The sequence below is a fragment of the Aliiroseovarius sp. ABM4_368 genome (genome assembly GCF_056161205.1).
This window is the reverse complement of sequence record NZ_JBSWYR010000004.1, coordinates 144,135-167,260: the sequence shown is the minus strand read 5'-3', so window position 1 is coordinate 167,260 and position 23,126 is coordinate 144,135. Positions and strand designations below refer to the sequence as shown.

Here is a 23,126-nt window from a genome sequence, read left to right as displayed (position 1 = left end):
AATGCTTGGTGTCGTCAGCGTTGGATTAGCTGGTGCCTGCACGGTGGTGCTTTTGGGCTTCCAGTCCGTTTATGCCTATCGACTGGTGACAGTTTCGGAAGAAGCTCTCCGGGAAACAGAAGTACGAGAAAAAGCTGCGGCAATTGATCGAAGAGTTTGGGAAGGCCGGTGGTACTTTAGTCGTAGCCCTTCGTTTCGTGAACGCCGGAAGCACGCACGCAGTTGGATAATGCAAGTTGTATTGTCCTTATTCCTTTTTTGTGGGTTTGTCGGGGCTGCTGGTTACTCTGGGTCGCATTTGGTAAACAGCGGATCCCCAGACATTCTGGGAGCTGCGCGTTTGTTCGCGATTTTCGCTGTAATTCCGTTCGTTCTGTTGTTGGTGTTCAGGCTGTGCTTTCGATACCTCGTGCCTCTGTTGTTACTGGGTGCTTGGAAGTCTCTGGATGTTCTGAGATTAGCAGAGGATGCTACCAGCAGACGTTTCCTGCGAAGTGAACGGATCTGGTTTTTTGCTAACGATGGTTTCTTAGCCAATGCTGTCGAACGACTTATTTGCGGTGACTTCGAGGAAGAATCGAATGCCTGACATCAAAACCTCCGAGCGCGCGTCCGCCGGCTTCGCCCGCCCGGATCATGCTGAGCTGACGGATACGCGGATCACGCGGCGGTATTTCTCGAAGTTCGAGAAGATCACCGCGCATCTGGCCCGTGTGGCCGGGCAGATGGAGGTCGAGGGCAACTTGGCTCGGGACGAGGTGGACGTGCTGGCCCGGTATCTGATCAAGCTGGGCCTTAGCTTCAAGGCGCTGGCGAACAAGTATCACATGTCCGAAACGGCCTATGGGCTGGGGGGCAAGACCCTGACCTTTGATCGGCGCGACAGCGGGTTTCCGATCCATGCGGAGCTTTTGCAGATGGCCTCAGACGCCGCGCAAGCGGACACGCATTTGAAGGGTATGGCGTCGACGGAAGACCTGAAAAGCCAGATGGTCAGCCAGATCGTCGGCGATCTGAGCGTGCCGAAAAAGCTGCAATATGCGCTGTCACAACGGCTTTATTATGAAGAGCTTCAGCGCGGTGATCTGTTCTGGCCGCAGATGCATCCCGATGTGATCTGGCGCATGAACAAGGGCGAGGGGCGCGACACCCGTCGCGTCTATCTGGCCCATTGGGCGGTCTATGACAGCGAAGTGAACCTGCCCACCATCTATCTGATGGAACTGGAAGACACTGGACGCACCGCGCTGCCCAAGGACGAACGCCGCTGGCCTCAGGTCCAGTCGCATCTGATGGCGCAGTCGATGGCTGGGCTGCAACTGGTGACCATCGCCACCGGGTTCGACAAGGATTTCGACGACCTGCATCCGAAACGTCTGCGCCGCTTCCACGTGGGTCCGATGTACAGCCACACCTTCACGCGCCAGACCGGCCCCCTGCGCGAGGTGTTGGAGCAGGCGAAAAGCCCGCCCGGCGAAGACTGGGCGCTGGCTTGGACCGTGGAAGAGCTTAAAAGCGCGTCCGTGAAGGAAGAGAAGTCCGGCTGGTTTGGCCGGGTCGAACGTCAGGTCTTTGCGCTCGACCCTTTTGCGGGTGCGGGTCCGAACATCGGCGCGACCAGCATGGAACGCGCCATCATCATGCCCGAGCGCCCGTTTCAGGTGCTGGCTGAAAAGAACCCTGCCGGGTTCCACGACGTACGAAAATTTGTGGTCAGCCCGGGTGGCCGGGTGCTGTCTTACCGTTGATTTAGGAGTATTTGATGTCTTTACCCGCTGATCTGATGGAGCTTCGCGAAGAAGAAATCCGCGCGCATTACGCTGCTGCTGCGGGGCATCTGGATGGGTTCGATCATACGCCCCGGATTGCCAAGCCGAAGGAAGCGCCCAAAGCAGAACGCAGCCCCGGCATTGGGCGCGCGCGGCGGTTCCGGTCCACGACGCCGGGTCTGGTGACACGCTCGACCGCGCGGCCCGAAGGGGTGCATTTGGTCGAACGGATCGAAGGCTCGGACGGGGACGATCCGCTGGTGTCTCCGCTTCAGGCGACCGTTCTGCACACGCTGCGCCGCGCCATCGCGATTGCTTTGGCCGTGGGCGAGGGGTTTGCTGAACAGACCGAACTCGCTGCCCTGCGCCGCGCGAACCTTGAAGGCCGTCTGGGTGCGGACAAATCCGCCGCGTTTTCCGAACTCCTGACCGCCGAGGCTCTGATCGTCCTTTATGTCTTCGGCAACGCGACGTCGTACCTGCTGGCCGACCACGCCAGCGAAACCCCGATCGAGGTCGGCGCGGTCGAGGAAATCCTGACCGACAACGCCCCCTTGGCCCTGAACGGCGCCCTGTGGGAGCTGGATCAGGAGCTTGCGACTTTCGTGACGTCCGAAGACAAGCTGGTCCCGACCGTTTTGGCCTATGTCGAACAACTGATGGAGAAGGTCGCCCTGCGCGCCCAGACCGCCAGTCACCTTGGCCCGTTCACCTCGGCCAACTATCGCGTCGAGGCGGATGACCTGACCATTTCCGGCTTCACGCCGTCGCGGGCGCATCGCGGGTCGAAGATCACGATGACCTTCAAAAAGCCGAACGAGGTCGTGGGCAACCACATCGCCAAATACCAAGCTATGAAGCTCAGCAAAATGCTGATGGCCTATGATTTTGATCGCAAGCTGAACCCGTTTGCGGAGCTGGGCGGTTTCATCTTCACCTTCATGGGCGATGGCAAGCCGGGTACGGGAAAAACCACGCTGATCCAGATGATGGCCGGGTTGATCAACGACTATTGCGCGGTGGCGGGCTATCCGTTCCGCTATCAGAACTTCGGCATCGACAATATCGACAGCTACCAGGGTAAATCGGGGCAGAACGCCAAGGCGTTCATCAACAACGTGCTCGACCCGAATGTGATTGGCTTCGGCACCGTGGATGACATCGACCAGATTGCGGGCAAACGCGGGGATCGCCAGTCCAGCGCGGGCCAGCAAGAGGTCACAGCCGTCCTGATGGAAAGCTTTGCGGGTGCCAACACCGTGGTGCGCGGGAATTGCACCTTCGGCATGTTCTCGAACTATCCCGAGAACGTGGACGACGCCCTGCGCCAACGCGCCGGTGCGCGCTTCTTGGTGGACGGCCCCCAAACGCGCGAGGATTATATCGACATTCTGCATCTGCTGATGGGTAAGAACCACGACATCCCGCTGGGCCAGCATGACCTTTACGGCGCGCAGGAAATCAAATCCGCCGTCGCCCGCAGCTTCGAGGCGCATAACAAGCCGCAAGAAACCGGGCTGATGAACGTGTTCGACAAGGTCTATGACCAGATCGGAGAACTGGACGATATCGCCAAGATCGGCACCTATTTGAAAGGTATTCAGGAGGCGGACGAACGCTTCACGGGCCGCTCGATCAAGAACATCACCGACGCGGTGAAAGTCCGCGCGATGGACTTCGAACTGCCTGATGAGTGGATGGAAAACCCCGAGCTGTTCCTGGTCAAAGACTATGACACCAAGAAAGACATGATCGCCGAACTGCGCGTGCCCATCACCACCGACATGGTGATCCAAGAGGTCAACCGCTATGCCGATTCCGAATTCCGTTATGCCGACAAATCCGATGAGGTCGCCATCGAGGCGATGGTGCGCGACTTCGGCCGTCAGGAAGAGGCGAAGAAGCGGTATTTGGAGGGGAAGTGAGTGGATATGGGCTTCGTCTTCGCAATCGCTGCTATGATCGTTGTCGCGATTGTTGGAGGCATCCTTTCGGGATTTTTCTTCCATCAGTATCTACGGCCCAGAATGTCTACGCAGTTTACAGAAACGTTTGGAACTTCCTTGGGGATCATGTTGTGCACTTTCATAGTGTTCACGCTGATGTGGCAACTCAACCCGGATCCACCAGAAGGAACTGGTAATGGGCCGACCTTTAAAGGGACCGCGATCATGACGGCGTTTTCTGCTTTGCTTTGGCTCCCGCTATACTTGGTTACGCATGTAGCGGTTCGAAAACGGTGGACTGTGCAGTGACCAATTGGGCCTCAATCGATATCGCGGCAGCGCCGCGACGCGCCCGACCCGCCCCACAGGGCGGGCGCGTTCCGCACCCACCCTCGGGCCGGGCGCATCGCTCATTTTGTGAAAGAAACGGGGGCAACCAATGAAACGCCTCATCCAACGCGGCCTCATGTTTGGCAATTTGATCCGGGTCGACAGCCCGGCGCTGATCGAGCGGTATAACCGCGCGCTGCACTCTCTTGCGGGCAAGCGCACGGGGCTGAGCGAGTTTCACATCGACATTTCCGGCTTCTCGCCCGAGGTGGGCGAGGAACTGAACGATCCGCTCTACCTCAACCCCAATGGTTGCAACCGGCAGTTCATCATTCTGACGGTGGACCAGAAGAAGGCACCGCTGCTCGATGCCATGTTCTCGACGTCACGCGGGATATTGCGGCGGTTCATTGCGGATAACGAGTCGAAGCTTTTCGCACTGACCGCCCATGACGCGGTGGCGGGCGAGTTGATGAACTCGGTCTATGACATCTCGGACCCCGCGCGTCTCTTTGACATCCGCAAGATCGTGATCGAGGCCGACACGACCCAAAGCCACGTGAAAAACGCCCGCGAGCTGGCCGAAAAGATCGACCACTTCCAGACCGCGCCAAACGCGTGGTATGACGATGATCTGATCGCCGAAATGATTGATCTGGCCCGCGAAACCGGGGACGTGACCAAGGTTCCGGTCGATCTGGGCGTGCAGGAATACGAACAGGGCAATTTCTGGACCGCGCATTTCGGCGGGCTTTACATCTTCCGAGATGTCGAGGATCCCTGTGTCGTCGTCTCGGGCGACAAGGACCGGATGGAGCGGTTCCCGGTTCTGCCCTTCATCGACACGACCGAACCCAATCGCATTGCCAGCTTCCTGCGCAAAAACGATCTGGTCGAGCCTTTGGTGTCCTCGCGGGGCGCGGCTGGCGCGCGCATTCTGCGTCAGAAGATGGAGTTCATTTTGGTGGACGCCGCGACCTCGGCCGGGATGGATATTGGCGACATGTCCTCGCGCACCTTGCGTCACGTGGCGCAGCGGATGGGGCGCAATCTGCCGCAGGCTTTCCACGGGCTGGCAGCACTTGTGCGCTGGGCCGAGGCGGGTGGGCAGTGGCCCCGGATCGACAGCCGTCATCCAGCCTATTTCTATACCCTACGCGCGCGGCCTGATCACCCGGATCGTGACTTGATCAACCGGCTTCTGTCCGAGCTTGCCCCGATGGATTTCCGCCAGCTGTTTATCTGCCACAAAGAGCTTTTCTATGCTTCCTACGCCACATGGCCGGACGAAAAGCGCGAGTTTGTGGCAGAATTCCTGCATCGTGATTATATGGCAAATAAGGCCGGCGCGCGTGATAAGCTGTTCGGAGGACGCAAGGACGCGCTGAAAGTGCCCAACACGACGCGCAAGCGCACTCGTGAGCAAGTGATTGAAATGGTTGGCCCATGGGGCGCGGTGAAAGGAAGATAGGGATGGGGTTTCTTCGACTGATCGTTTTTGGCTTTATCGGGCTCAGCATCATCTATGTGCTGGTCAGCCTGTATTCCCGCTCGGTCCGTATGGAGAAACTGGAAGAGCAATGGGCCGAAGAGCATCCCAACGGCAATGAAAGCGACCGTGAGGTATGGTTGCGCGAGGGGATGGAGGCGTATCAGAAAAGCTTCCGCCCCAAACTGGTCTTACTGGTCTATGTGGTACCTGCTTTGCTGGTTCTGCTGTCGATTATACTTATTAACTGAGGTTCAATATGCGCCGTTTCCGTATCATTATTCGAAGCCTGATCGCGCTTATTCTGTTTGCTGTGCTGCATTACACGTTGCCGCAACATGACGTTGTCCGTGTTGTGAACACCTATCAGGAAAGGCAGGATCTGGACGACTGGACCAGAATTTTCTGGTCCAAGCCAGATGACCAATCCGCGGGTTTGATCAACCGCGATGTGCAATTTATTCAGACGGTGAAGAAGAAGACCTATCTGCTGGGCTTCATCCGCACGGATGCTGACGAAGTGATGGTCTACCGCAACGAAGATACCGGCTGGTCATGGCCACCCTATTTCAAGTTCGATACCGCTAGCTTACAAACCGAGGTCGACGATCTACGCTCTACCGCGGAAGAGCCCAAATGGGCGGTTATCACGCATTACGGTTGGCGGAATGAGCTGGTTTCGACTTTCCCCAACGCCGTGGGTATTCGCCCCGTGGCCGGGCCTGACGTGACCGTAATCCCGTGGTTCAATATCGCTTTCTTCCTATTCCTTGCCGCGGCTGTCGGCTTTGTGCGTGCGCTATGGCGCCAGTTCCGCGAGCGCTCGATCGACCCGGCTTTGCAAGACGCGAGCGAGGCTTGGGACGCCGTCGACGCCCATGCGGATCAGGCAAAGGGTCGGTTCTCACGTTGGTTGGGAAGCTGGCGCGGGAAGTAACTCAGAACGTTTCGACAAAGGCGCGTCGGTTCTTTCTCATCCGGTGGATCAGATCACGCTGCGAGGCGTTGTCCGGCATGTGATGGGCGGGTTTGGGTTGGCCAGATCCGTCCACCAGTTCCGGGAAAATCATACGGATTTCCTCAAGCGCCTCGGGCGACAAGCTGTATTTGGCCTGTTCGCCGAGATACAGCGTTTCGGAAGGTGCACCATTCGCGAAAACCACTTCGTGATTTTCACACAGGAGGTGGCAATAGGTGATGTGCTCAAAGCCGTCGTCTTGGTGCACGCCCGACAGGAGGGTCAGTTTATTGGCTGCGATCAGCACTTCTGGCATGCCAAACATCCGGGCAGCCACCCGCGATTTACACAACATGCGATGCTGCCGTGACACCAAAAGATCCCGTTCAGGCAGATCCTGTCCCAAGGCGCCTGCTTTGATCCGAATAGGGGCCAGTTTTCCCACTGCAGGCACCTGACGTTTCCCCACCCAACGAACGGTCTGGACCCCGTTGTTCAAGGTGCAAACCTTGTCACCGGGTGAAAGCTGTTCAACAGTAACCTCGCCATTCGGGGTTAAAATGCCGGTTCCTGTTGCGAAACAGGTGATGAAATTCCACGTTTCGCGCGTGCCTGTCAGGCCTGAATAATTGTTTCCGGCAAGACTGTTGAGCGTAACAGATCGGATGGCGGCAGCTTCAAACGAGGCTTGGTCGGTGTTTGGCGAGAACTCGGGCGCTAGATATGTATTCCCTGCCGTGTCCTGAAATACCACTGCAGTGACCGTTGCGGTTGTTCCATCAATATAAGTGATGGTCGCGTTATAGACTGCGACGGCGTCGAAAGTTTGGGTTGGGCCGCCATCAATTGAAAACTGGTCATTTGAAAGGCTGTTGTTCTGGTCATAGGCGCTTGCGACGCCGCCGGTGAAACCCGAGCCAGCGGCGCTGAGACTTGCAAAGTCGTCAGCCAGTGCATCGCCTACGCCGCCAAAGGTCAATCCCACAAGCGAGCTGGCATTCTCGGCCTGCGTATTACCCTCGGTTGGGTCGATAGACGCGAAGTTTCCCAGAGAAATGACATTAAATGTGGTTGGCATCGTCGTACTCGTTAAACTGTCTGTAACAACTTCAGTGGCAACTAATCTTGCCACGTTTATGGTCTAATATAGAAAGTATTAAGGAATCCCCAAAAATTAAAGGGGCGGCTACACCAATTTTATCGAATTTATAGGCGTATTGACCGGAAAGCGTCTGCATTCCGGTGATTAGTCTACATGTGCGGAGATTGGGTTTTGCCTACTCGCCGTATGGTACCCAGACTGTTTTAACTTCAGTTGCGTTCGACAGGAACGTGCGTCCTTCGCCTTCGGTTCCGAACCAGTCACGCGTGCGCGCGTTGTTCACCCAGCTGCGCTTTAGGTTGCCCGCGCTTTCCAGCTCGACAATGGTCGAGATGTCTGCGCCCGAATGCGACCACACCGCATCCACGCCCAGATGGCCTGCCAAGGGGGCGGCAAGCTCGGCGTGATCGCCGGTAACGATGTTCACCACACCGCTCGGCACGTCCGAGGTTTCCAGCACCTGATAGAAATCCGTTGCCGCCAGCGGGAAGGGTTGCGAGGCTGCAAGCACCACGCGGTTCCCCATGGCGATGGCGGGGGCCATCAAAGATACCAGCCCCAGCAGAGGCGCTTCGTCCGGGCAGAACCCGCCGATCACGCCGACCGGTTCGTTCATCGCCAGCGCTACGCCGCGCATCGGGACGGGCTTGGCCGCCCCGTCATATTTGTCTGCCCAAGCCGCATAGGTGAACAGGCGCGAGATGGCGGCATCGACCTCTTTCGCGCCCGAGCGCCCGCCGGTCATGGCGTTGATCCGGTCCGCGAATTCGTCCGCACGGGCCGAGAGGTTTTCGCCGATGTAGTACAGGATCTGCGCGCGGGCATGGCCGGTGGTTTTCGCCCAACCTTTGGCCGCCGTCGCTGCCTCGACCGCGTTGCGGATGTCCTTGCGGTTGGCGATGCCCACATGGCCCAACAGAGCGCCGGATTTCGACCAGATGGCTTGGCTATAGCCTCCGTCCGGGCGTGCCTGTTTCCCGGCAATATAGAACTTGGCGGTGCGGTCAAGCGCATCCACCTTGGCGTCTTTCGGGGCGGCCACAGGGGCTGTGGGCTTCAATGCAGTCGCTTTGACGAGCGGTTTGGTATAGGCCTGCAGCCCTTCCCAGCCGCCTTCGCGCCCAAAGCCGCTTTCACGCACGCCGCCGAACCCAGCGGCGGCATCGAACATGTTGGTGCCGTTTACCCAAACGACCCCAGCGGCCAGTTTCGGCGCGATGTCCAGCGACAGGTTCACATTCTCGGACCAGACCGAGGCCGCCAAACCGTATCGAGTGTTGTTCGCAATCTCGACCGCCTCAACTGGTGTTCGGAAGGTGGTGGCCGCCAGCACGGGGCCGAAGATTTCTTCCTGCATCAGGGTCGATGCCGAGGACAGCCCAGTGATCAGTGTCGGCGGATAGAAGCAGCCATGATCGGGAAGCGGGCAGGGGGCTTGATAAAGTTCGCCTTCGCCAGCGCCTGCGTTCACCATATCGGAGATCCGCTGGTGCTGGATCGGGTCGACCACGGCCCCGATGTCGATGGATTTATCTAAGGGGTCGCCGATGCGCAGCTTGCCCATGCGGGCCTTCAGCTTGGCATAAAACCGATCCGCGATGCCTTCTTGCACGATCAGGCGCGAGCCTGCACAGCACACTTGCCCCTGATTGAACCAAATCGCGTCGACCAGCCCTTCCACAGCTGAATCAAGATCGGCGTCGTCAAAGACGATGTAAGGCGACTTACCGCCAAGCTCCAATGTCAGCGACTTGCCCGACCCGGCGGTCGCGCGGCGGATATGGCGGCCCACCTTGGTCGAGCCTGTGAAGGCAATCTTGTCGACGTCTTCATGCGTTACAATCGCCTCGCCCACCTGACCGTCACCAGTCACGATATTCACAACGCCTTTGGGCAGGCCAGCCTCGTCACAGATTTGTGCGAACAAAAGAGCGGTCAGCGAGGTGTACTCGGCAGGCTTCAGCACCACTGTATTGCCCATCGCAATCGCAGGCGCGATTTTCCAAGCGAGCATCAGAAGCGGGAAGTTCCACGGGATGATTTGACCGCAAACTCCCAAGGCCTCTCGATCCGGCAGTTCGGCGTCTTGAAGCTGCGCCATGCCCGCGTGGTAATAGAAGTGGCGCGCGACCAGAGGGATGTCTATGTCGCGGCTCTCGCGGATCGGTTTGCCGTTATCCATGCTTTCCAGCACGGCGAAAAGACGCGCGTGTTTCTGCACCAGACGCGCCAGCGCATAAAGGTACTTTGCACGTCCGTGACCGGGCAGAGCCGCCCAACTTTTCTGCGCCTTACGGGCGGCCGATACGGCTGCGTCCACGTCATCAGCGCTGGCTTGCGTCACCTGTGCCAACACCTCGCCGGTTGCGGGGTTGCGGCTTTCAAACAGGTCACCCGACGCGGTCATGGTCCCGTTGATGTAAAGCCCAAACGCACCGTCCCGTGCGCTGATCCATTCCAACACCTCGCCCGCGCTTTCGGGGGCAAGGCCATAATCCATGCTGTCGAATTGTTCTTTCACGGTCATGTCTGTGTCCTTATCCCATCGGATGGCGGTAGGTGGCCGAGTAATGGTCTGTCACGTGGTGCTCCAACTGGCGCTCAATGTCGCCCAGAAGCGAGCTTGCGCCGAAGCGGAACAGGTGCGAGTTCAGCCAGTCATCGCCCAGCTCTTCCTTGATCAGTGACAGATAGGTGATCGCGTCTTTGGCTTTAGAGATCCCGCCAGCTGGTTTGTAGCCGACCTTGTACCCGGTCGCCTCATAGTAATCGCGAATGGCACGGATCATCACAAGGCTGACGGGCAGGGTGGCGTTCACGCTTTCCTTGCCAGTCGAGGTTTTAATAAAGTCAGCGCCCGCCATCATGCACACCAGCGAGGCGCGCGCGACATTGCGCAGGCTGCCCAGCTCTCCGGTCGCCAAAATGGCTTTGACATGTGCTTCGCCGCAGGCTTCGCGGAAGTCGCGCATTTCGTCATAAAGCGCCTGCCAATTGCCGGTCAGCACATGACGGCGCGAGATCACGATGTCGATTTCCTCGGCCCCGGCGCGCACGCTTTCGCGGATTTCCTCGACCCGCAGGTGATAGGGGCTAAGACCCGCAGGGAAGCCCGTCGATACGGCAGCTACCGGCATAGTCACGCCAAGCGACTTCAATGACGATACAGCGGTCTCGATCATATCGTGATAGACACAGACGGCCCCGGTGGTGATGGGATCCATCCCAAGGGCGGCCATGATCTCGGGTCGGACGGGCTGGGCGGCTTTGGCGCACAGGCGACGCACGCGCCCTTCGGTGTCATCGCCGGACAGGGTGGTCAGATCGATCATCGTGATCGCCTTCAACAGCCATGCGGCCTGATGGGTTTTCTTCACGCTGCGACGCGTGGCCAATGTCGCGGCACGGCGTTCGATCGCGGATGTGTTGGCCTGCACAGCCCGCACCCAATTCATATCCAGGTCCATCCCCGGATTGCGTGTCACGGCCAGCTGTGGCAGTTGGTCTGACGACGCTTTCAGCCCCTCGTCCGAGGTTGTCTGCGGTTCGCTTTTCACGGAATTCACCCCCTGGGGCATTGATGTGTTCACGGTTTTGCCAAGGGTCGCACGCAAAACCGAGAATGGCAATAATCACCGTGACGTCAGGGGTGATGACGCAAACAGCTGTCATTGTGACGAAGGTATCCGTCGCAATGACGAAACAAACCACAAAAAGCGTCGAATGGGCGGGGGTCGTGGGTGGATGTCTTGTCGCACCGTAAATGGTTGTTTCCCGGAACTCGTTGCGCTTAGGATGCTCCATCGACAGGAGAACAGGGGCTGAGTCTTTCTCGGTCCGCAATCAATCAAAACCCACCTGTCCCACCTATAAACTGACTAGGGAGAACATTCATGAATATCTCGATCAAAGCTGCCCTGCTGGGCTCGGCCATTGCGCTTGCTGGCCCGGCCCTTGCAGACAAGATGCACCCGAAAACCGGCGAGAAGCTGGCCGAGGATCAAACCTTCACCTATCGCGTTCTGGACGAACACACCTCGGTCGACCCGCAGATCGTGGAAGACGTGTCTGGCTCGGAAATTGTGCGCGACCTGTTTGAGGGTCTGTATAACCAGAACCGCGCTGGTGAGCTGGTGCCCGGTGTTGCCGTAAGCCACACCACCAATGAAGATAAAACCGTCTATACGTTCAAACTGCGCGATGACGCCAAATGGTCGGACGGCAAGCCCGTAACCGCAGGCGACTTCGTTTATGCTTGGCGTCGTCTGGCCGATCCCGCAACGTCTTCGGTGTACCAATGGTACGTAGAAGTGATGAACCTTAAGAATGCATCAAGCGTGATGAAGGGCGATGCTCCGCTTGAAGATCTGGGCGTGAAGGCTCTTGATGATCACACGCTGGAAGTAACTTTGGAAAGCTCGCTACCTTATTTTGCGCTGACGACCACCCACACCTCGACTTTCCCAACCCCTGCCTGGGCAATCGAAGCCCACGGGGCAGATTGGATCAAGCCCGAGAACATTGTTGTGAACGGCGCGTATACTTTGACCGAGCACGTCGCCAACGAACGTTTGGTGCGCGAGCGCAACCCGATGTATTGGGACAATGAAAACACCATCATCGACAAGACCGTTGCGCTGGTGATCAATGATGAAAACGTGGCTTTGACCCGCTACAAGGCTGGCGAACTTGACCGTACCGAGATCCCAGCAGGCCAGTATCCATCGTTGAAAGAAACGAACCCGGATGAAGCGACCGCATTTCCGCGTCTGTGTTCATACTACTACATGTTCAATCTGTCCGAAGGTGGCCCGGAGTACCTGAAAGACGAACGCGTGCGCACGGCTTTGTCCTATGCGGTTGATCGCGATATCATCGTCGAGAAAGTTCTTCAGGGCGGCCAAACTGCGGCGTATAACTTCACGCCGGGCGCAACTGCTCAGTTCGAAGTTCCTTCCATTGACTATGCGGCATGGTCGCAGGACGAGCGTAACGCCAAAGCAGTCGAGCTGATGGCCGAAGCTGGTTACGACAAGTCGAACCCGCTTGAAGTTACGATGATCTACAACACCTCGGAAGCACACAAGAAAGTCGCCATCGCGATGGCACAGATGTGGAAGCAAACCTTGGGTGTGAAGGTCACCTTGGAAAATCAAGAATGGAAAACCTTCCTGAACACCCGCAGCGAGCAAAACTACGAGATCGCACGCGGCGCATGGTGTGGTGATTACAACGAAGCATCGACCTTCTTGGACTTGGTCCACTCGGGCTCGGGATACAACGATTCCAAGTATAACAATCCAGAGGTTGACCAGCTGTTGGCAGATGCCAAAACGATGGATAACCCTCAGCCGAACTATACCAAAATCGAGGAAATCATCGCCTCTGACCTGCCGCTTATCCCGATCTATCACTATGCGGGCAGCTATATGATGAAGCCTTCGATCATCGGCAGCTGGCCGATCGAGAACGTCGAGCAGAACTGGTACTCGAAAGACCTGTACAAGGTCGCGAAGTAACTCGGATCTTAATCAAGGGGCATCGCATCGCGTGTGCGTTGCCCCAGCCGCATCTGCGTTACTGATCCACTCCAAAAGCGTATCTTGTTAAATCCGCGCTTGGCGCGTATCCGACGCCATCCGGACATCGAAACGATATCGCACCGGATCCAGCATTCGCCAGATCTTCAGGGGTAAAGATGCTTAACTTCATCATACGAAGGGTCGCCGTGGCGATCCCAACGCTTATCATTCTTCTGGTCGCATCGTTTTGGCTGATGCAGACCGCGCCCGGTGGGCCGTTCACATCTGAACGTCCTTTGCCCGCGCAGGTCCTCGCCAATATCGAGGCGAAATACGGGCTGGATCAGCCTATCTACAAACAGCTTTGGGACTATGTTGTGGGCATCGTGACCCAATTCGACTTTGGCCCGAGCTATAAATACAAAGACCGTTCGGTGAATGACATCATCGCGCAGGGCTTTCCGGTGACGCTGACCTATGGGATCATCTCGTTCCTTGTGGCGATCATCGTGGGCGGCGCGTTGGGCATCTCGGCTGCGATCCGTCAGAACAGCTGGCTGGATTACTTCGCGGTTGGCGTGACCATCGGCGCGCAGGTGCTGCCGAACTTCGTCATGGCCCCGATCCTGATCCTTGTCTTTACGCTTTGGCTGGGCTGGCTGCCCGGCGGCGGCTGGAATGGCGGCCAATGGCAGCACATCATCATGCCGGTCATCGCGCTTTCGACCAGCTATATGGCGTCGATTGCCCGCCTGACGCGGTCCTCGATGCTGGAAGTGCTGCGGTCGAACTTCATCCGCACCGCCCGCGCAAAGGGTCTGCCGGACAACGTCATCATTTGGCGACACGCGCTGAAGCCGTCGCTGCTGCCCGTCATATCCTATTTGGGGCCGGCGTTTGTGGGGATGGTCACGGGGTCTTTTATCATCGACGCGATTTTCGGCACCGGGGGCATTGGCTATTTCTATGTGAATGCCGCGTTCAACCGCGACTATGCGGTGATGATGGGGCTGACAATCCTGCTGGGGTCAATGACGATCCTGTTCAATATGGTGGTTGATATCCTCTATGCGTGGATCGACCCGAAGATCCGGTTGTGAGGGCAGGACAATGACAGACAGAATTGTACAACCCATCCAGCAACCAAAAACCGCCGAAATGGCTGAGCGTTTGGCCGAAGACGTCAAGGGTCGGTCCCTGTGGGCGGATGCGCGCCGCCGTTTCGTCGCCAACCGCGCCGCTATGGTGTCGGTGGTGATCCTGACGCTGGTGGTGCTCTTTTCGCTCTTTGGGCAGTTGATCAGCGATTATGATATCGAGACCATTGACTGGGACGTGCTGGGGAATGTGGCAACTGCGGGGAAACCCTCGATCGAGAACGGCCACTATTTCGGTTTCGATGAAAACGGGCGCGACCTTTATAATCGCGTCATCCAAGGCTCGCGGATTTCACTGGCCGTGGGCGTGATCGGAGCGCTGGTCGCGGTGGTCGTCGGTACGATCTATGGCGCGACGGCGGGCTTTATCGGAGGCCGCGTGGACAGCGTCATGATGCGTCTGGTCGATATCTTCATGTCGATACCGTATATGTTCGTGCTGATCCTGCTGCTGGTCGTCGCAGGACGTTCGATCACTATGATCTTCGTTGGCATCGGCCTAACCGCATGGCTGGACATGAGCCGCATTGTGCGGGGCCAAACCCTGTCAATCAAGAACCGCGAATTCGTGGAAGCGGCCATCGCCATCGGCGTGCCCACTTGGCGCATCATCATCCGACACATCGTGCCCAATCTTCTGGGCGTTGTAGTGGTCTATGCCACACTTCTGGTGCCGCAGATGATCCTGACGGAAAGCTTTATCTCGTTCCTTGGCCTTGGCGTTCAGGAACCTTTCACCAGTTGGGGTGCGCTTCTGTCGGAAGGCACCAAGTCCATGAATTACGGAACGCTTTGGCATCTTGCCTTCCCGCTGTTCTTTTTTGTGGTCACCATCTTTTGTTTCTTTTTCATCGGTGACGGTCTGCGCGATGCGCTTGACCCGAAAGACCGTTAAGGGGGGCGTGAGTTATGGCACTACTTGAAGTCCGTGATCTGAGCGTCAAATTCGACACGCCTGACGGCACCGTAACCGCCGTGGATAAGATCAGCTTTGATCTGGAAGCCGGGGAAACCCTTGGCGTGGTGGGCGAAAGCGGATCCGGCAAAAGCCAGACTGTCTTTGCCATCATGGGGCTGTTGGCCCAGAACGGGAAGGCGTCGGGATCGGTGAAGCTGGAAGGGCAAGAGATCCTGAACATGCCGTTGGCACAGCTGAACAAAATCCGTGCCGAGCGTATTGCGATGATCTTTCAGGATCCGATGACCTGCTTGAACCCTTTCTTGCGTGTGTCCGATCAGATGGCCGAGGTGCTGACTCATCACAAAGGCATCTCGAAACGCGAGGCGGTGAAGCAAGCGGTTCAGATGCTTGATGCTGTCCGCATTCCCGAGGCGAAAAAGCGCGTCACCATGTACCCGCACGAGTTTTCTGGCGGGATGCGTCAGCGCGTGATGATCGCCATGTCGCTTCTGTGCAAGCCTGACATTCTGGTGGCGGATGAACCCACGACCGCTTTGGACGTGACTGTTCAGGCGCAGATCATGACCCTGCTTGAAGACCTGCAAAAGGACTTCAACATGTCGATCATCCTGATCACGCACGACCTCGGCGTTGTCGCCGGATCGTGCCTTGAGACATTGGTCATGTATGGCGGGCAGCAGATGGAATACGGCACCACCAAGGGCCTGTTCGAAATGCCAACCCATCCCTATACGATGGGCCTTTTGAAAGCTGTGCCGCGTCTGGACATCGAAAGCGATATGCTGGCCACCATTCCCGGTAGCCCACCAAACATGATGAACATGCCCAAGGGCTGTCCATTCTCGCCCCGCTGTGACTTTGCGGATGAACGCTGCGCCGTGGAACGCCCCGTGCTTCAGGGCGTACCGGGCCGCGAGGTACGCCGCCGGGCCTGTCTGAAAACCGTGGAGGAGCTGTCATGAACGTGCAATCCCCCCTACTTTCCGTGCGCGATCTGAAGGTCTGGTTCGACATCAAACCACATGGTGCGATGCCGTGGACAACTGCCGACAAGTTGAAAGCCGTCGATGGGATTGATTTTGACCTGATGCCGGGTGAAACGCTGGGCATTGTGGGCGAAAGCGGATGTGGCAAGTCCACGCTGGCCCGCGCCATCATGCGTATGGTGCCCGCCGAGGCTGGCACCGTGTTGTGGCTGGGCGATGATCTGCTTCAACTGAACAAGCGCGACATGCGTGAGCATCGCAAAGAGATGCAGATGATTTTTCAGGATCCGCTGGCATCCCTGAACCCGCGCATGACCATCGGCCAGATCGTGGCCGAGCCGCTGAAGACGCACCATCCGGGGCTGTCGCCCTCAGAGGTCAAGGACCGGGTGCGCGAAGTGCTTGATCGCGTTGGCATCCTGCCCAACATGATCAACCGCTACCCGCACGAGTTTTCCGGCGGGCAGTGTCAGCGGATCGGGATTGCGCGCGCGCTGATCGTGAAACCTCAGCTTATCATCTGTGACGAGCCGGTGTCCGCGCTGGACGTGTCCATCCAGGCGCAGGTGATTAACCTGCTGATGGAAATTCAGGAAGAGATGGGCCTGAGCCTGATCTTCATCGCGCATGACCTATCCGTTGTGAAACACATCTCGACCCGTGTGATGGTGCTCTATCTGGGTAATGTTGTCGAAATCAGCGAGGCCGAGCAGCTTTATCGTTCACCCGGTCATCCGTACACAGAAGCGCTGATTTCCGCTGTGCCGATCCCGGACCCGAATGCGGAAGCCTCGAAAGAGGTAATGATCCTGGACGCCGATCTACCCTCGCCCTTGGATCCACCGTCGGGCTGCGTGTTCCGCACCCGTTGCCCGATTGCTGGGCCGGAATGCGCGGAAACCAAGCCGCCACTGACGGATCGCGGGAATGGTCAACAAGTGGCCTGTCACAAACGCTGATGGGAACCCCGGCTATATGCCGGGGTTTTTATTTTGCGTTGGCGGGAGCGCCTATCTCGCCCAATGCGTCGATCACGGTGGTGGGCTCCAGTCCATCCACCTTTATTTCACGCACATCCATGTCGAAGCTCAAAGTCACGTCACCCAGCCCTTCCAGCGCTTCGGTGATCGAGGCTTTGCAGTGGCCGCAGCTCATATCGGGGACGTAGAAAGTGGTCATAGTGGCTCCTGTCATGCTCAGATTTCTGAATACAGCGACCCCGGCACGGGTCAATATGGCAAACTCTCAGCGCAACCCTTGACCTTCCAGTAACTGGAACCCCCAACTATACTCCGTCATAGCGGAGATTCTGATGGCTGCCCTGAAAACACTTACAATCGAGCTGGAAAACCTGTCCTGCGCGTCTTGCGTCGGGCGGGCCGAGCGTGCCTTGGACGCGGTAAAGGGCGTGGAAGCAGCCCCAGTGAACCTTGCCACAGAAACGGCACGGGTATCCTATGCCGCACCTGCCAATACCGAAAGCCTCGCCACCGCGCTTGACCGCGCAGGCTATCCAGCGCGGCGCGATACGGTGGTTCTGGACGTCCAGTCGATGTCCTGCGCTGCTTGCGTGGGGCGTGTTGAACGGATGCTAAAAACCGCGCCAGGCGTGTTGGATGCGCGTGTAAACCTTGCCTCAGAAAATGCCTTTGTCACCTTCCTGACAGGGGCGGTTACGCCTGAGGTACTGTCAACGAAGATCACAAAGGCGGGTTTCCCGACCACGCCACGCGCTGACAGCACCACCACCGGCCCACGCGACAAGTCTGACGAGGCGCGGGTGTTGAAACACAAAGCCTTGCTCGCCGCTGCGCTGACCTTGCCGGTCTTCGTAATCGAGATGGGAGGGCATTTGTACCCGCCGTTCCACCACTGGGTCATGCACAACATAGGGCAGGGGGTGTCGCATTGGCTCCAACTGGTCCTGACCACGATTGTCCTGTTCGGCCCGGGGCGTCTGTTCTTTGCCAAAGGCATCCCAGCCCTTCTGCGCGGCGCGCCCGAGATGAACGCGCTGGTCGCGTTGGGGGCCTCGGCTGCGTATCTCTATTCGATTGTATCAGTGTTGGCCCCCGGTGTTCTGCCGCAAGGTACCGCCAACGTGTATTTCGAAGCCGCCGCCGTCATCGTCACCCTGATCCTTGTCGGTCGCTGGATGGAGGCCCGCGCCAAAGGGCACACCGGAGAAGCCATCCGCGCGCTGGTCGAACTGGCCCCTGATGAAGCAACCGTCGAGGTCGAAGGACGCCAGATCACGCGCCCCGTCACGCAAGTGATCACCGACGAGGTCATTGTGATCCGCCCCGGAGAACGCGTGCCGCTGGACGCCGAAGTGACCGAAGGCGAAAGCCTTGTCGATGAAAGCATGATCACGGGTGAACCTGTGCCCGTCGCGAAATCGCCGGGCAGCACGGTGACCGGAGGCACGGTCAACGGCACCGGCGCCCTAAAGGCGCGTGTGACCGCCGTCGGTCCCGACACGATGTTGTCGCAAATCGTGCGCATGGTCGAAGACGCCCAAGGCGCGCGGCTGCCCATTCAGGCGCTGGTCGACAGGATTACTGCCGTTTTCGTGCCGGTTGTAATGTGTATCGCTGCGCTGACCATCGTGGTCTGGCTTTTGATTGGCCCTGACCCTGCCTTGGGTTTGGCTCTGGTCGCGGGTGTCTCGGTCCTGATCATCGCCTGCCCTTGCGCCATGGGCTTGGCCACGCCGACCTCGATCATGGTGGGGACGGGACGTGCGGCGCAACTGGGTGTGCTGTTTCGCCGTGGGGACGCGCTTCAGGCGCTGCAATCGGTAGATGTGGTGGCGTTCGACAAGACCGGTACGTTGACGGAAGGACGGCCCGAGATGGTCGCGCTTGAGGTGGCCGAGGGGCAAAATGCCGATGCGCTGCTTGCTATGATCGCCGGGGCCGAGGCGCAAAGCCAACACCCCTTGGTGCAAGCCATCTTGTCAGGAGCCGCGGCGCGTGGCGTTTCGCCCGCTAAGGTTAGCAATGTCCAAACCGAAACGGGCTTTGGCTTGTCAGCCGAAGTGGATGGTACGCGACTTTTGATCGGCTCGCAGCAATACATGGCACGCGAAGGGGTGCCTTTGACCGATCTTGTAGATCGCGCCGATCCTATGCGCGCCGCAGGCCAAACCGTATTTTTCGCGGCATATGACGGACAGCTTGCGGCGCTGATCGGTGTGGCCGACCCGGTGAAACCTGACACGACCAAAGCGCTCGAGGCCTTGCGTGTCTCTGGCAAAGAGCTTGTGATGATCACAGGCGACGACCCCGCGACTGCAGCTGCCATTGCTGACCAACTAGACCTCGACCGCGTGGTTGCAGGCGTCATCCCCGGTGAAAAGCTTCAGACCATTGCCGATCTGCAAGCCCAAGGCCGCAAAGTCGCTTTCGTCGGCGACGGCATCAACGACGCGCCTGCTCTTGCCCAAGCAGATGTCGGCATCGCCATCGGGACCGGTACGGATGTCGCGATCGAGGCCGCGGATGTGGTCTTATCTTCCGGCGCGTTATCAGGCGTGGTGAACGCGTTCCAGATCAGCCGCCGTACCATGACCAACATCCGCCAGAACCTTTTCTGGGCGTTTGGCTATAACGTGGCGCTGGTGCCTGTCGCGGCGGGCATACTCTATCCGGCATGGGGCGTGCTTCTGTCGCCGATGTTGGGGGCAGGGGCGATGGCCGCGTCCTCGGTTCTGGTACTGACCAACGCCCTGCGGCTGCGGTTCATCAAACCCGCGTTGGAGGACCCCGCATGAACATTTCAGACGCCGCCGTCCACACTGGCCTGCCTGCCAAAACCATCCGCTATTACGAAGATATCGGGCTGATTACGCCCCATCGCGACACCAACGGCTATCGCGTTTTTGGGCAGACCGAACTTCACAAACTGACCTTCCTTGCCCGCTCCCGCGCGCTGGGCTTCTCGATCGAAGATTGCCGCGCCCTATTGGCGCTTTACGAAGATCAATCTCGCGCCAGTGCTGACGTGAAACGCATCGCCCGCACTCATTTGGACGAAATCGAAGCGAAAATCGCGGATCTGATTGCCATGCGCGACACGCTGTCCCATCTTGTGAAAGCCTGTTCTGGTGATAATCGGCCTGATTGTCCAATCCTGAAGGGGATCGAGGCCACATCGCCCCAAAAGGATTGAGGCAGGTCAAAGTCAGCAGCGCTCTTCTGGCGTTTACTTAAACGAAAGTCCCGGCTGGATTCTCTGTGCCGCGCATCAAGGATGTCATCGATGGATAAAAGCCCTCTGACCCCGCTCTTCGATCCGGCTTCGGTGGCTGTGTTCGGCGCAAGCCCTTCAGGGGATTCGGTCGGCGCGATGGCGTGGCGCAACCTGCTGGCGGGTGGGTTTGAAGGCACCCTTACCCCGATCAACCCCAAACACCAGAAAATCGGTGACGCGACCTGTTATCGCCGCATCACTGACCTGCCGGACGAAATCGACCTGGCCGTGATTGCCACCCCCGCCCGCACCGTGCCGGGCATCATGCGCGACTGCGCCGAGGCTGGGGTGAAGTCCGCCATCATCCTGTCGGCGGGATTCGGAGAGGGCGACGGGCGTGGTAAAGACTTGGAAGCTAAGGTCGTGGCCGCTGCGCGCAAAGGCAGCATTCGTTTCATGGGGCCGAACTGTGTTGGTCTAGTGCGCCCGTGGCTTGGGCTAGATGCCAATTTCTTGCGCACGAACCCGCCAAAGGGCCGTTTGGCGTTTGTCTCGCAATCCGGCGCATTGATGTCAGCGATCGCAGATTGGGCCGGGCCGCATCACTCGGGCTTTTCAGCCATGGTCAGCCTAGGCAATTCGACGAATATCGACTTCGGAGACGTGCTGGATTTTCTGGCGACGGATCCGCGAACGGATGCCATATTGCTGTATATCGAGGGGATCAAGGACGCGCAGAACTTCATGTCGGCTCTGCGCCGGGCTTCGCGATTGAAACCGGTAATCGTGTTGAAATCGGGTCGCCATGCGACCAGCTCGCAAGCTGCACATACGCATACGGGCGCGCTGATCGGGTCAGACGATGTGTTCGACGCCGCGCTTGAACGCGCAGGGGCCGTGCGAGTGGGAACTCTGGGTCAGTTGTTTGCAGCAGCCGAGGTCCTGGCCAACGCCCGCAAGGTGTATGGCGACCGTTTGTGCATCATCACCAATGGCGGCGGCGCTGGAGTGTTGGCCGCCGACCGCGCGGGCGATCTTGGCATTTCACTTCCCCCTCTGTCCGACACGACCAAAGCCGCGCTGGACAAGGTGCTGCCTGCCTATTGGAGCCACGCAAACCCCGTCGACATTCTGGGTGATGCGGACCCCGCGACCTATGGCGCGGCGGTGAAAGCGGCCATTTCGGACACCGAGAATGACGGCGTTCTGGTGATGCTGACGCCACAAGCGATGACTGATGCTGTGGCGACAGCGCAGGCCGTGGTGGGTGCGCTACCTCGTCGGCGCAAGAAGCCTGTGCTGGCCTGCTGGCTGGGCGAACCGTCCGTTGAAGAAGGTCGTGCGATCCTGTCCAAAGCAGGTGTACCCGATTTCGAAACCCCGGAACGCGCGGTCGAGGGCTTCAGCTATCTGGTCCAACACCGCCGCAACCGCAAACTTGCGCTGGAAGTCCCGCGTGCTCGCGCGTTTGAAATTGGCTTAGATCTGGACGGGGCACGGCTGATCATCGCCACGGCCCTATCCGAAGGGCGCAAAATGCTGTCTGACACGGAAAGCAAAGCACTGCTGAGAGCTTTCAACATACCAGTTAACATGACGATCGAGGCGACGACTCCCTCGCAAGCCTTGGTTGCTGCGGAAACCGTTGGCTATCCGGTGGCAATGAAGATTTCTTCGCCCGACATCACGCATAAGACCAACGTGGGCGGCGTGCGGGTGAACGTGGCGCATGCGACCTCGGTTTCGCGGGTGTTTCACGAGCTGGTCAAATCTGCCAAAGCGGCGCGCCCTGATGCGCAGATTTCGGGTGTCACCATCGAACGGATGGCTGATTTGAAAGACCCGCGCGAGTTGGTGATTGGCGCCAGCCGCGACCCGGTCTTCGGCCCCACTGTCCTGTTCGGCGCGGGCGGCACAATGGTTGAGGTCTTGAAAGACAGCGCCGTCGCGCTTCCACCCCTGAACGCGGTTTTGTCCGAGCGGTTGATCAACAAGACCCGTGTGTCCAAGGCGCTGGATGGATTTCGTGATGCCGCCCCGGTGGATCGCGACGCATTGGTGGATGTGCTGAAACGCGTGTCGATCATTGTCAGCGAACTGCCCGAGATCTCCGAGCTCGACATCAACCCTCTTTTCGTCAGTCCGGATGGGGCGCTGGCGGTGGATGCGCGGATTTCGATCCAGCGGGCACCGGCGAAGGACGGCCTCTATGACCACATGGCCATCCATCCTTACCCCCGTCATCTTGCACGCGAGACGTTCCTGTCAGACGGAACGCCCCTAGTGATCCGCCCAATCCGCCCAGAAGATGCCGAATACCTGCAATCCTTCACGCGCGACCTATCGCCCAAGGCCAAGCAGATGCGCTTCATGGGCTCGGTGAATGAACTCAGTCCCGAGATGCTGGCCCAGTTCTCGACCATAGACTATCGCCGCGAAATGGCTCTTGGCGCGGTGGCCCAGATCGACGGGGAAGACGTACTTGTGGGCGTCGCGCGATACGTGATCAACCCGGACCAGACAAGCTGTGAATTTGCCATCGTCGTGTCGGACCAGATCCAGCATCAGGGGCTTGGGACGCGCCTGATGAAGGGGCTGTTCAGTGCGGCACAAGATCATGGGTTGGACGTGATTGAAGGGACCGTTCTGAAGAAGAACGAACCGATGCTGCGCCTGATGAACGAGCTGGGCTTTACCCAGAGACCAGCCCCTGATGACCGCGACGTGGTCATTGTCGAACGCTGGCTTTGA

The 23,126-nt window shown here is 58.5% G+C and carries 18 protein-coding genes; 14 read left to right on the top strand and 4 right to left on the bottom strand.

The window, feature by feature from the left end; genetic code table 11:
• The first annotated feature begins 1 nt into the window (after nt 1).
• The 6 genes from ACXAH3_RS12780 to ACXAH3_RS12755 all read left to right on the top strand — a co-directional run bounded on the left by ACXAH3_RS12780 (nt 2) and on the right by ACXAH3_RS12755 (nt 6,471).
• Nucleotides 2-589: a hypothetical protein gene (locus ACXAH3_RS12780; protein ID WP_474862476.1), complete on the top strand. Its 588-nt coding sequence runs from the start codon at nt 2-4 to the stop codon at nt 587-589.
• Nucleotides 582-1,748, top strand: a complete 1,167-nt coding sequence (locus tag ACXAH3_RS12775; protein WP_474862475.1) for a hypothetical protein — start codon at nt 582-584, stop codon at nt 1,746-1,748. Before ACXAH3_RS12780 ends, ACXAH3_RS12775 begins: the two co-directional genes overlap by 8 nt.
• Before the next feature lie 14 nt (nt 1,749-1,762).
• Nucleotides 1,763-3,694 (top strand): ATP-binding protein, encoded by a 1,932-nt coding sequence (locus tag ACXAH3_RS12770; RefSeq protein WP_474862474.1) that lies wholly within the window; start codon nt 1,763-1,765, stop codon nt 3,692-3,694.
• A gap of 460 nt (nt 3,695-4,154) precedes the next feature.
• Complete coding sequence (locus tag ACXAH3_RS12765) at nt 4,155-5,516, top strand: DUF6638 family protein (protein ID WP_474862473.1); 1,362 nt, start codon at nt 4,155-4,157, stop codon at nt 5,514-5,516.
• 2 nt (nt 5,517-5,518) lie between these two features.
• On the top strand, nt 5,519-5,785 hold the full coding sequence (locus tag ACXAH3_RS12760) for a hypothetical protein (protein ID WP_474862472.1): 267 nt from the start codon (nt 5,519-5,521) through the stop codon (nt 5,783-5,785).
• Between the two features lie 8 nt (nt 5,786-5,793).
• Nucleotides 5,794-6,471, top strand: a complete 678-nt coding sequence (locus tag ACXAH3_RS12755) for a DUF1523 family protein (RefSeq protein ID WP_474862471.1) — start codon at nt 5,794-5,796, stop codon at nt 6,469-6,471.
• 1 nt (nt 6,472) lies between these two features.
• Here ACXAH3_RS12755 and ACXAH3_RS12750 read toward each other — a convergent pair whose 3' ends face one another.
• The 3 genes from ACXAH3_RS12750 to deoC all read right to left on the bottom strand — a co-directional run bounded on the left by ACXAH3_RS12750 (nt 6,473) and on the right by deoC (nt 11,115).
• The gene (locus ACXAH3_RS12750) at nt 6,473-7,570 is read right to left on the bottom strand and encodes a Hint domain-containing protein (RefSeq protein WP_474862470.1); all 1,098 of its coding nucleotides are present in this window, start codon (nt 7,568-7,570) and stop codon (nt 6,473-6,475) included.
• A 199-nt stretch (nt 7,571-7,769) separates the two neighbouring features.
• Nucleotides 7,770-10,121 (bottom strand): aldehyde dehydrogenase family protein, encoded by a 2,352-nt coding sequence (locus ACXAH3_RS12745; protein ID WP_474862469.1) that lies wholly within the window; start codon nt 10,119-10,121, stop codon nt 7,770-7,772.
• Nucleotides 10,122-10,131: 10 nt separating this feature from the next.
• The gene (gene deoC / locus ACXAH3_RS12740; RefSeq protein WP_474862776.1) at nt 10,132-11,115 is read right to left on the bottom strand and encodes a deoxyribose-phosphate aldolase; all 984 of its coding nucleotides are present in this window, start codon (nt 11,113-11,115) and stop codon (nt 10,132-10,134) included.
• A gap of 372 nt (nt 11,116-11,487) precedes the next feature.
• On the opposite strand from deoC, the gene ACXAH3_RS12735 reads away from it, so the two are divergent.
• The 5 genes from ACXAH3_RS12735 to oppF all read left to right on the top strand — a co-directional run bounded on the left by ACXAH3_RS12735 (nt 11,488) and on the right by oppF (nt 17,140).
• The gene (locus ACXAH3_RS12735) at nt 11,488-13,113 is read left to right on the top strand and encodes a peptide ABC transporter substrate-binding protein (protein WP_474862468.1); all 1,626 of its coding nucleotides are present in this window, start codon (nt 11,488-11,490) and stop codon (nt 13,111-13,113) included.
• A 179-nt stretch (nt 13,114-13,292) separates the two neighbouring features.
• A complete protein-coding gene (gene oppB / locus ACXAH3_RS12730; protein ID WP_474862467.1) occupies nt 13,293-14,216 on the top strand; it encodes an oligopeptide ABC transporter permease OppB in 924 nt (307 codons plus the stop codon).
• A gap of 10 nt (nt 14,217-14,226) precedes the next feature.
• Nucleotides 14,227-15,168, top strand: coding sequence for an ABC transporter permease subunit (locus ACXAH3_RS12725; RefSeq protein WP_474862466.1), 942 nt, complete (start codon nt 14,227-14,229; stop codon nt 15,166-15,168).
• 14 nt (nt 15,169-15,182) lie between these two features.
• The gene (locus ACXAH3_RS12720) at nt 15,183-16,157 is read left to right on the top strand and encodes an oligopeptide/dipeptide ABC transporter ATP-binding protein (protein ID WP_474862465.1); all 975 of its coding nucleotides are present in this window, start codon (nt 15,183-15,185) and stop codon (nt 16,155-16,157) included.
• Nucleotides 16,154-17,140, top strand: a complete 987-nt coding sequence (gene oppF / locus ACXAH3_RS12715) for a murein tripeptide/oligopeptide ABC transporter ATP binding protein OppF (protein ID WP_474862464.1) — start codon at nt 16,154-16,156, stop codon at nt 17,138-17,140. Before ACXAH3_RS12720 ends, oppF begins: the two co-directional genes overlap by 4 nt.
• Nucleotides 17,141-17,168: 28 nt before the next feature.
• Here the strand turns inward: oppF and ACXAH3_RS12710 are convergent, their stop codons facing one another.
• Nucleotides 17,169-17,360 carry a heavy-metal-associated domain-containing protein gene (locus ACXAH3_RS12710; protein WP_474862463.1) on the bottom strand — a complete coding sequence of 64 codons (192 nt, stop codon included), beginning with the start codon at nt 17,358-17,360 and terminating at the stop codon, nt 17,169-17,171.
• A 133-nt stretch (nt 17,361-17,493) separates the two neighbouring features.
• Here ACXAH3_RS12710 and ACXAH3_RS12705 point away from each other — a divergent pair, with 133 nt between their 5' ends.
• The 3 genes from ACXAH3_RS12705 to ACXAH3_RS12695 all read left to right on the top strand — a co-directional run bounded on the left by ACXAH3_RS12705 (nt 17,494) and on the right by ACXAH3_RS12695 (nt 23,126).
• Complete coding sequence (locus ACXAH3_RS12705; protein ID WP_474862462.1) at nt 17,494-19,956, top strand: heavy metal translocating P-type ATPase; 2,463 nt, start codon at nt 17,494-17,496, stop codon at nt 19,954-19,956.
• On the top strand, nt 19,953-20,354 hold the full coding sequence (gene cueR, locus ACXAH3_RS12700) for a Cu(I)-responsive transcriptional regulator (protein ID WP_474862461.1): 402 nt from the start codon (nt 19,953-19,955) through the stop codon (nt 20,352-20,354). The genes ACXAH3_RS12705 and cueR overlap by 4 nt, the downstream gene beginning before the upstream one ends.
• A gap of 90 nt (nt 20,355-20,444) precedes the next feature.
• Nucleotides 20,445-23,126, top strand: a complete 2,682-nt coding sequence (locus ACXAH3_RS12695) for a bifunctional acetate--CoA ligase family protein/GNAT family N-acetyltransferase (RefSeq protein ID WP_474862460.1) — start codon at nt 20,445-20,447, stop codon at nt 23,124-23,126.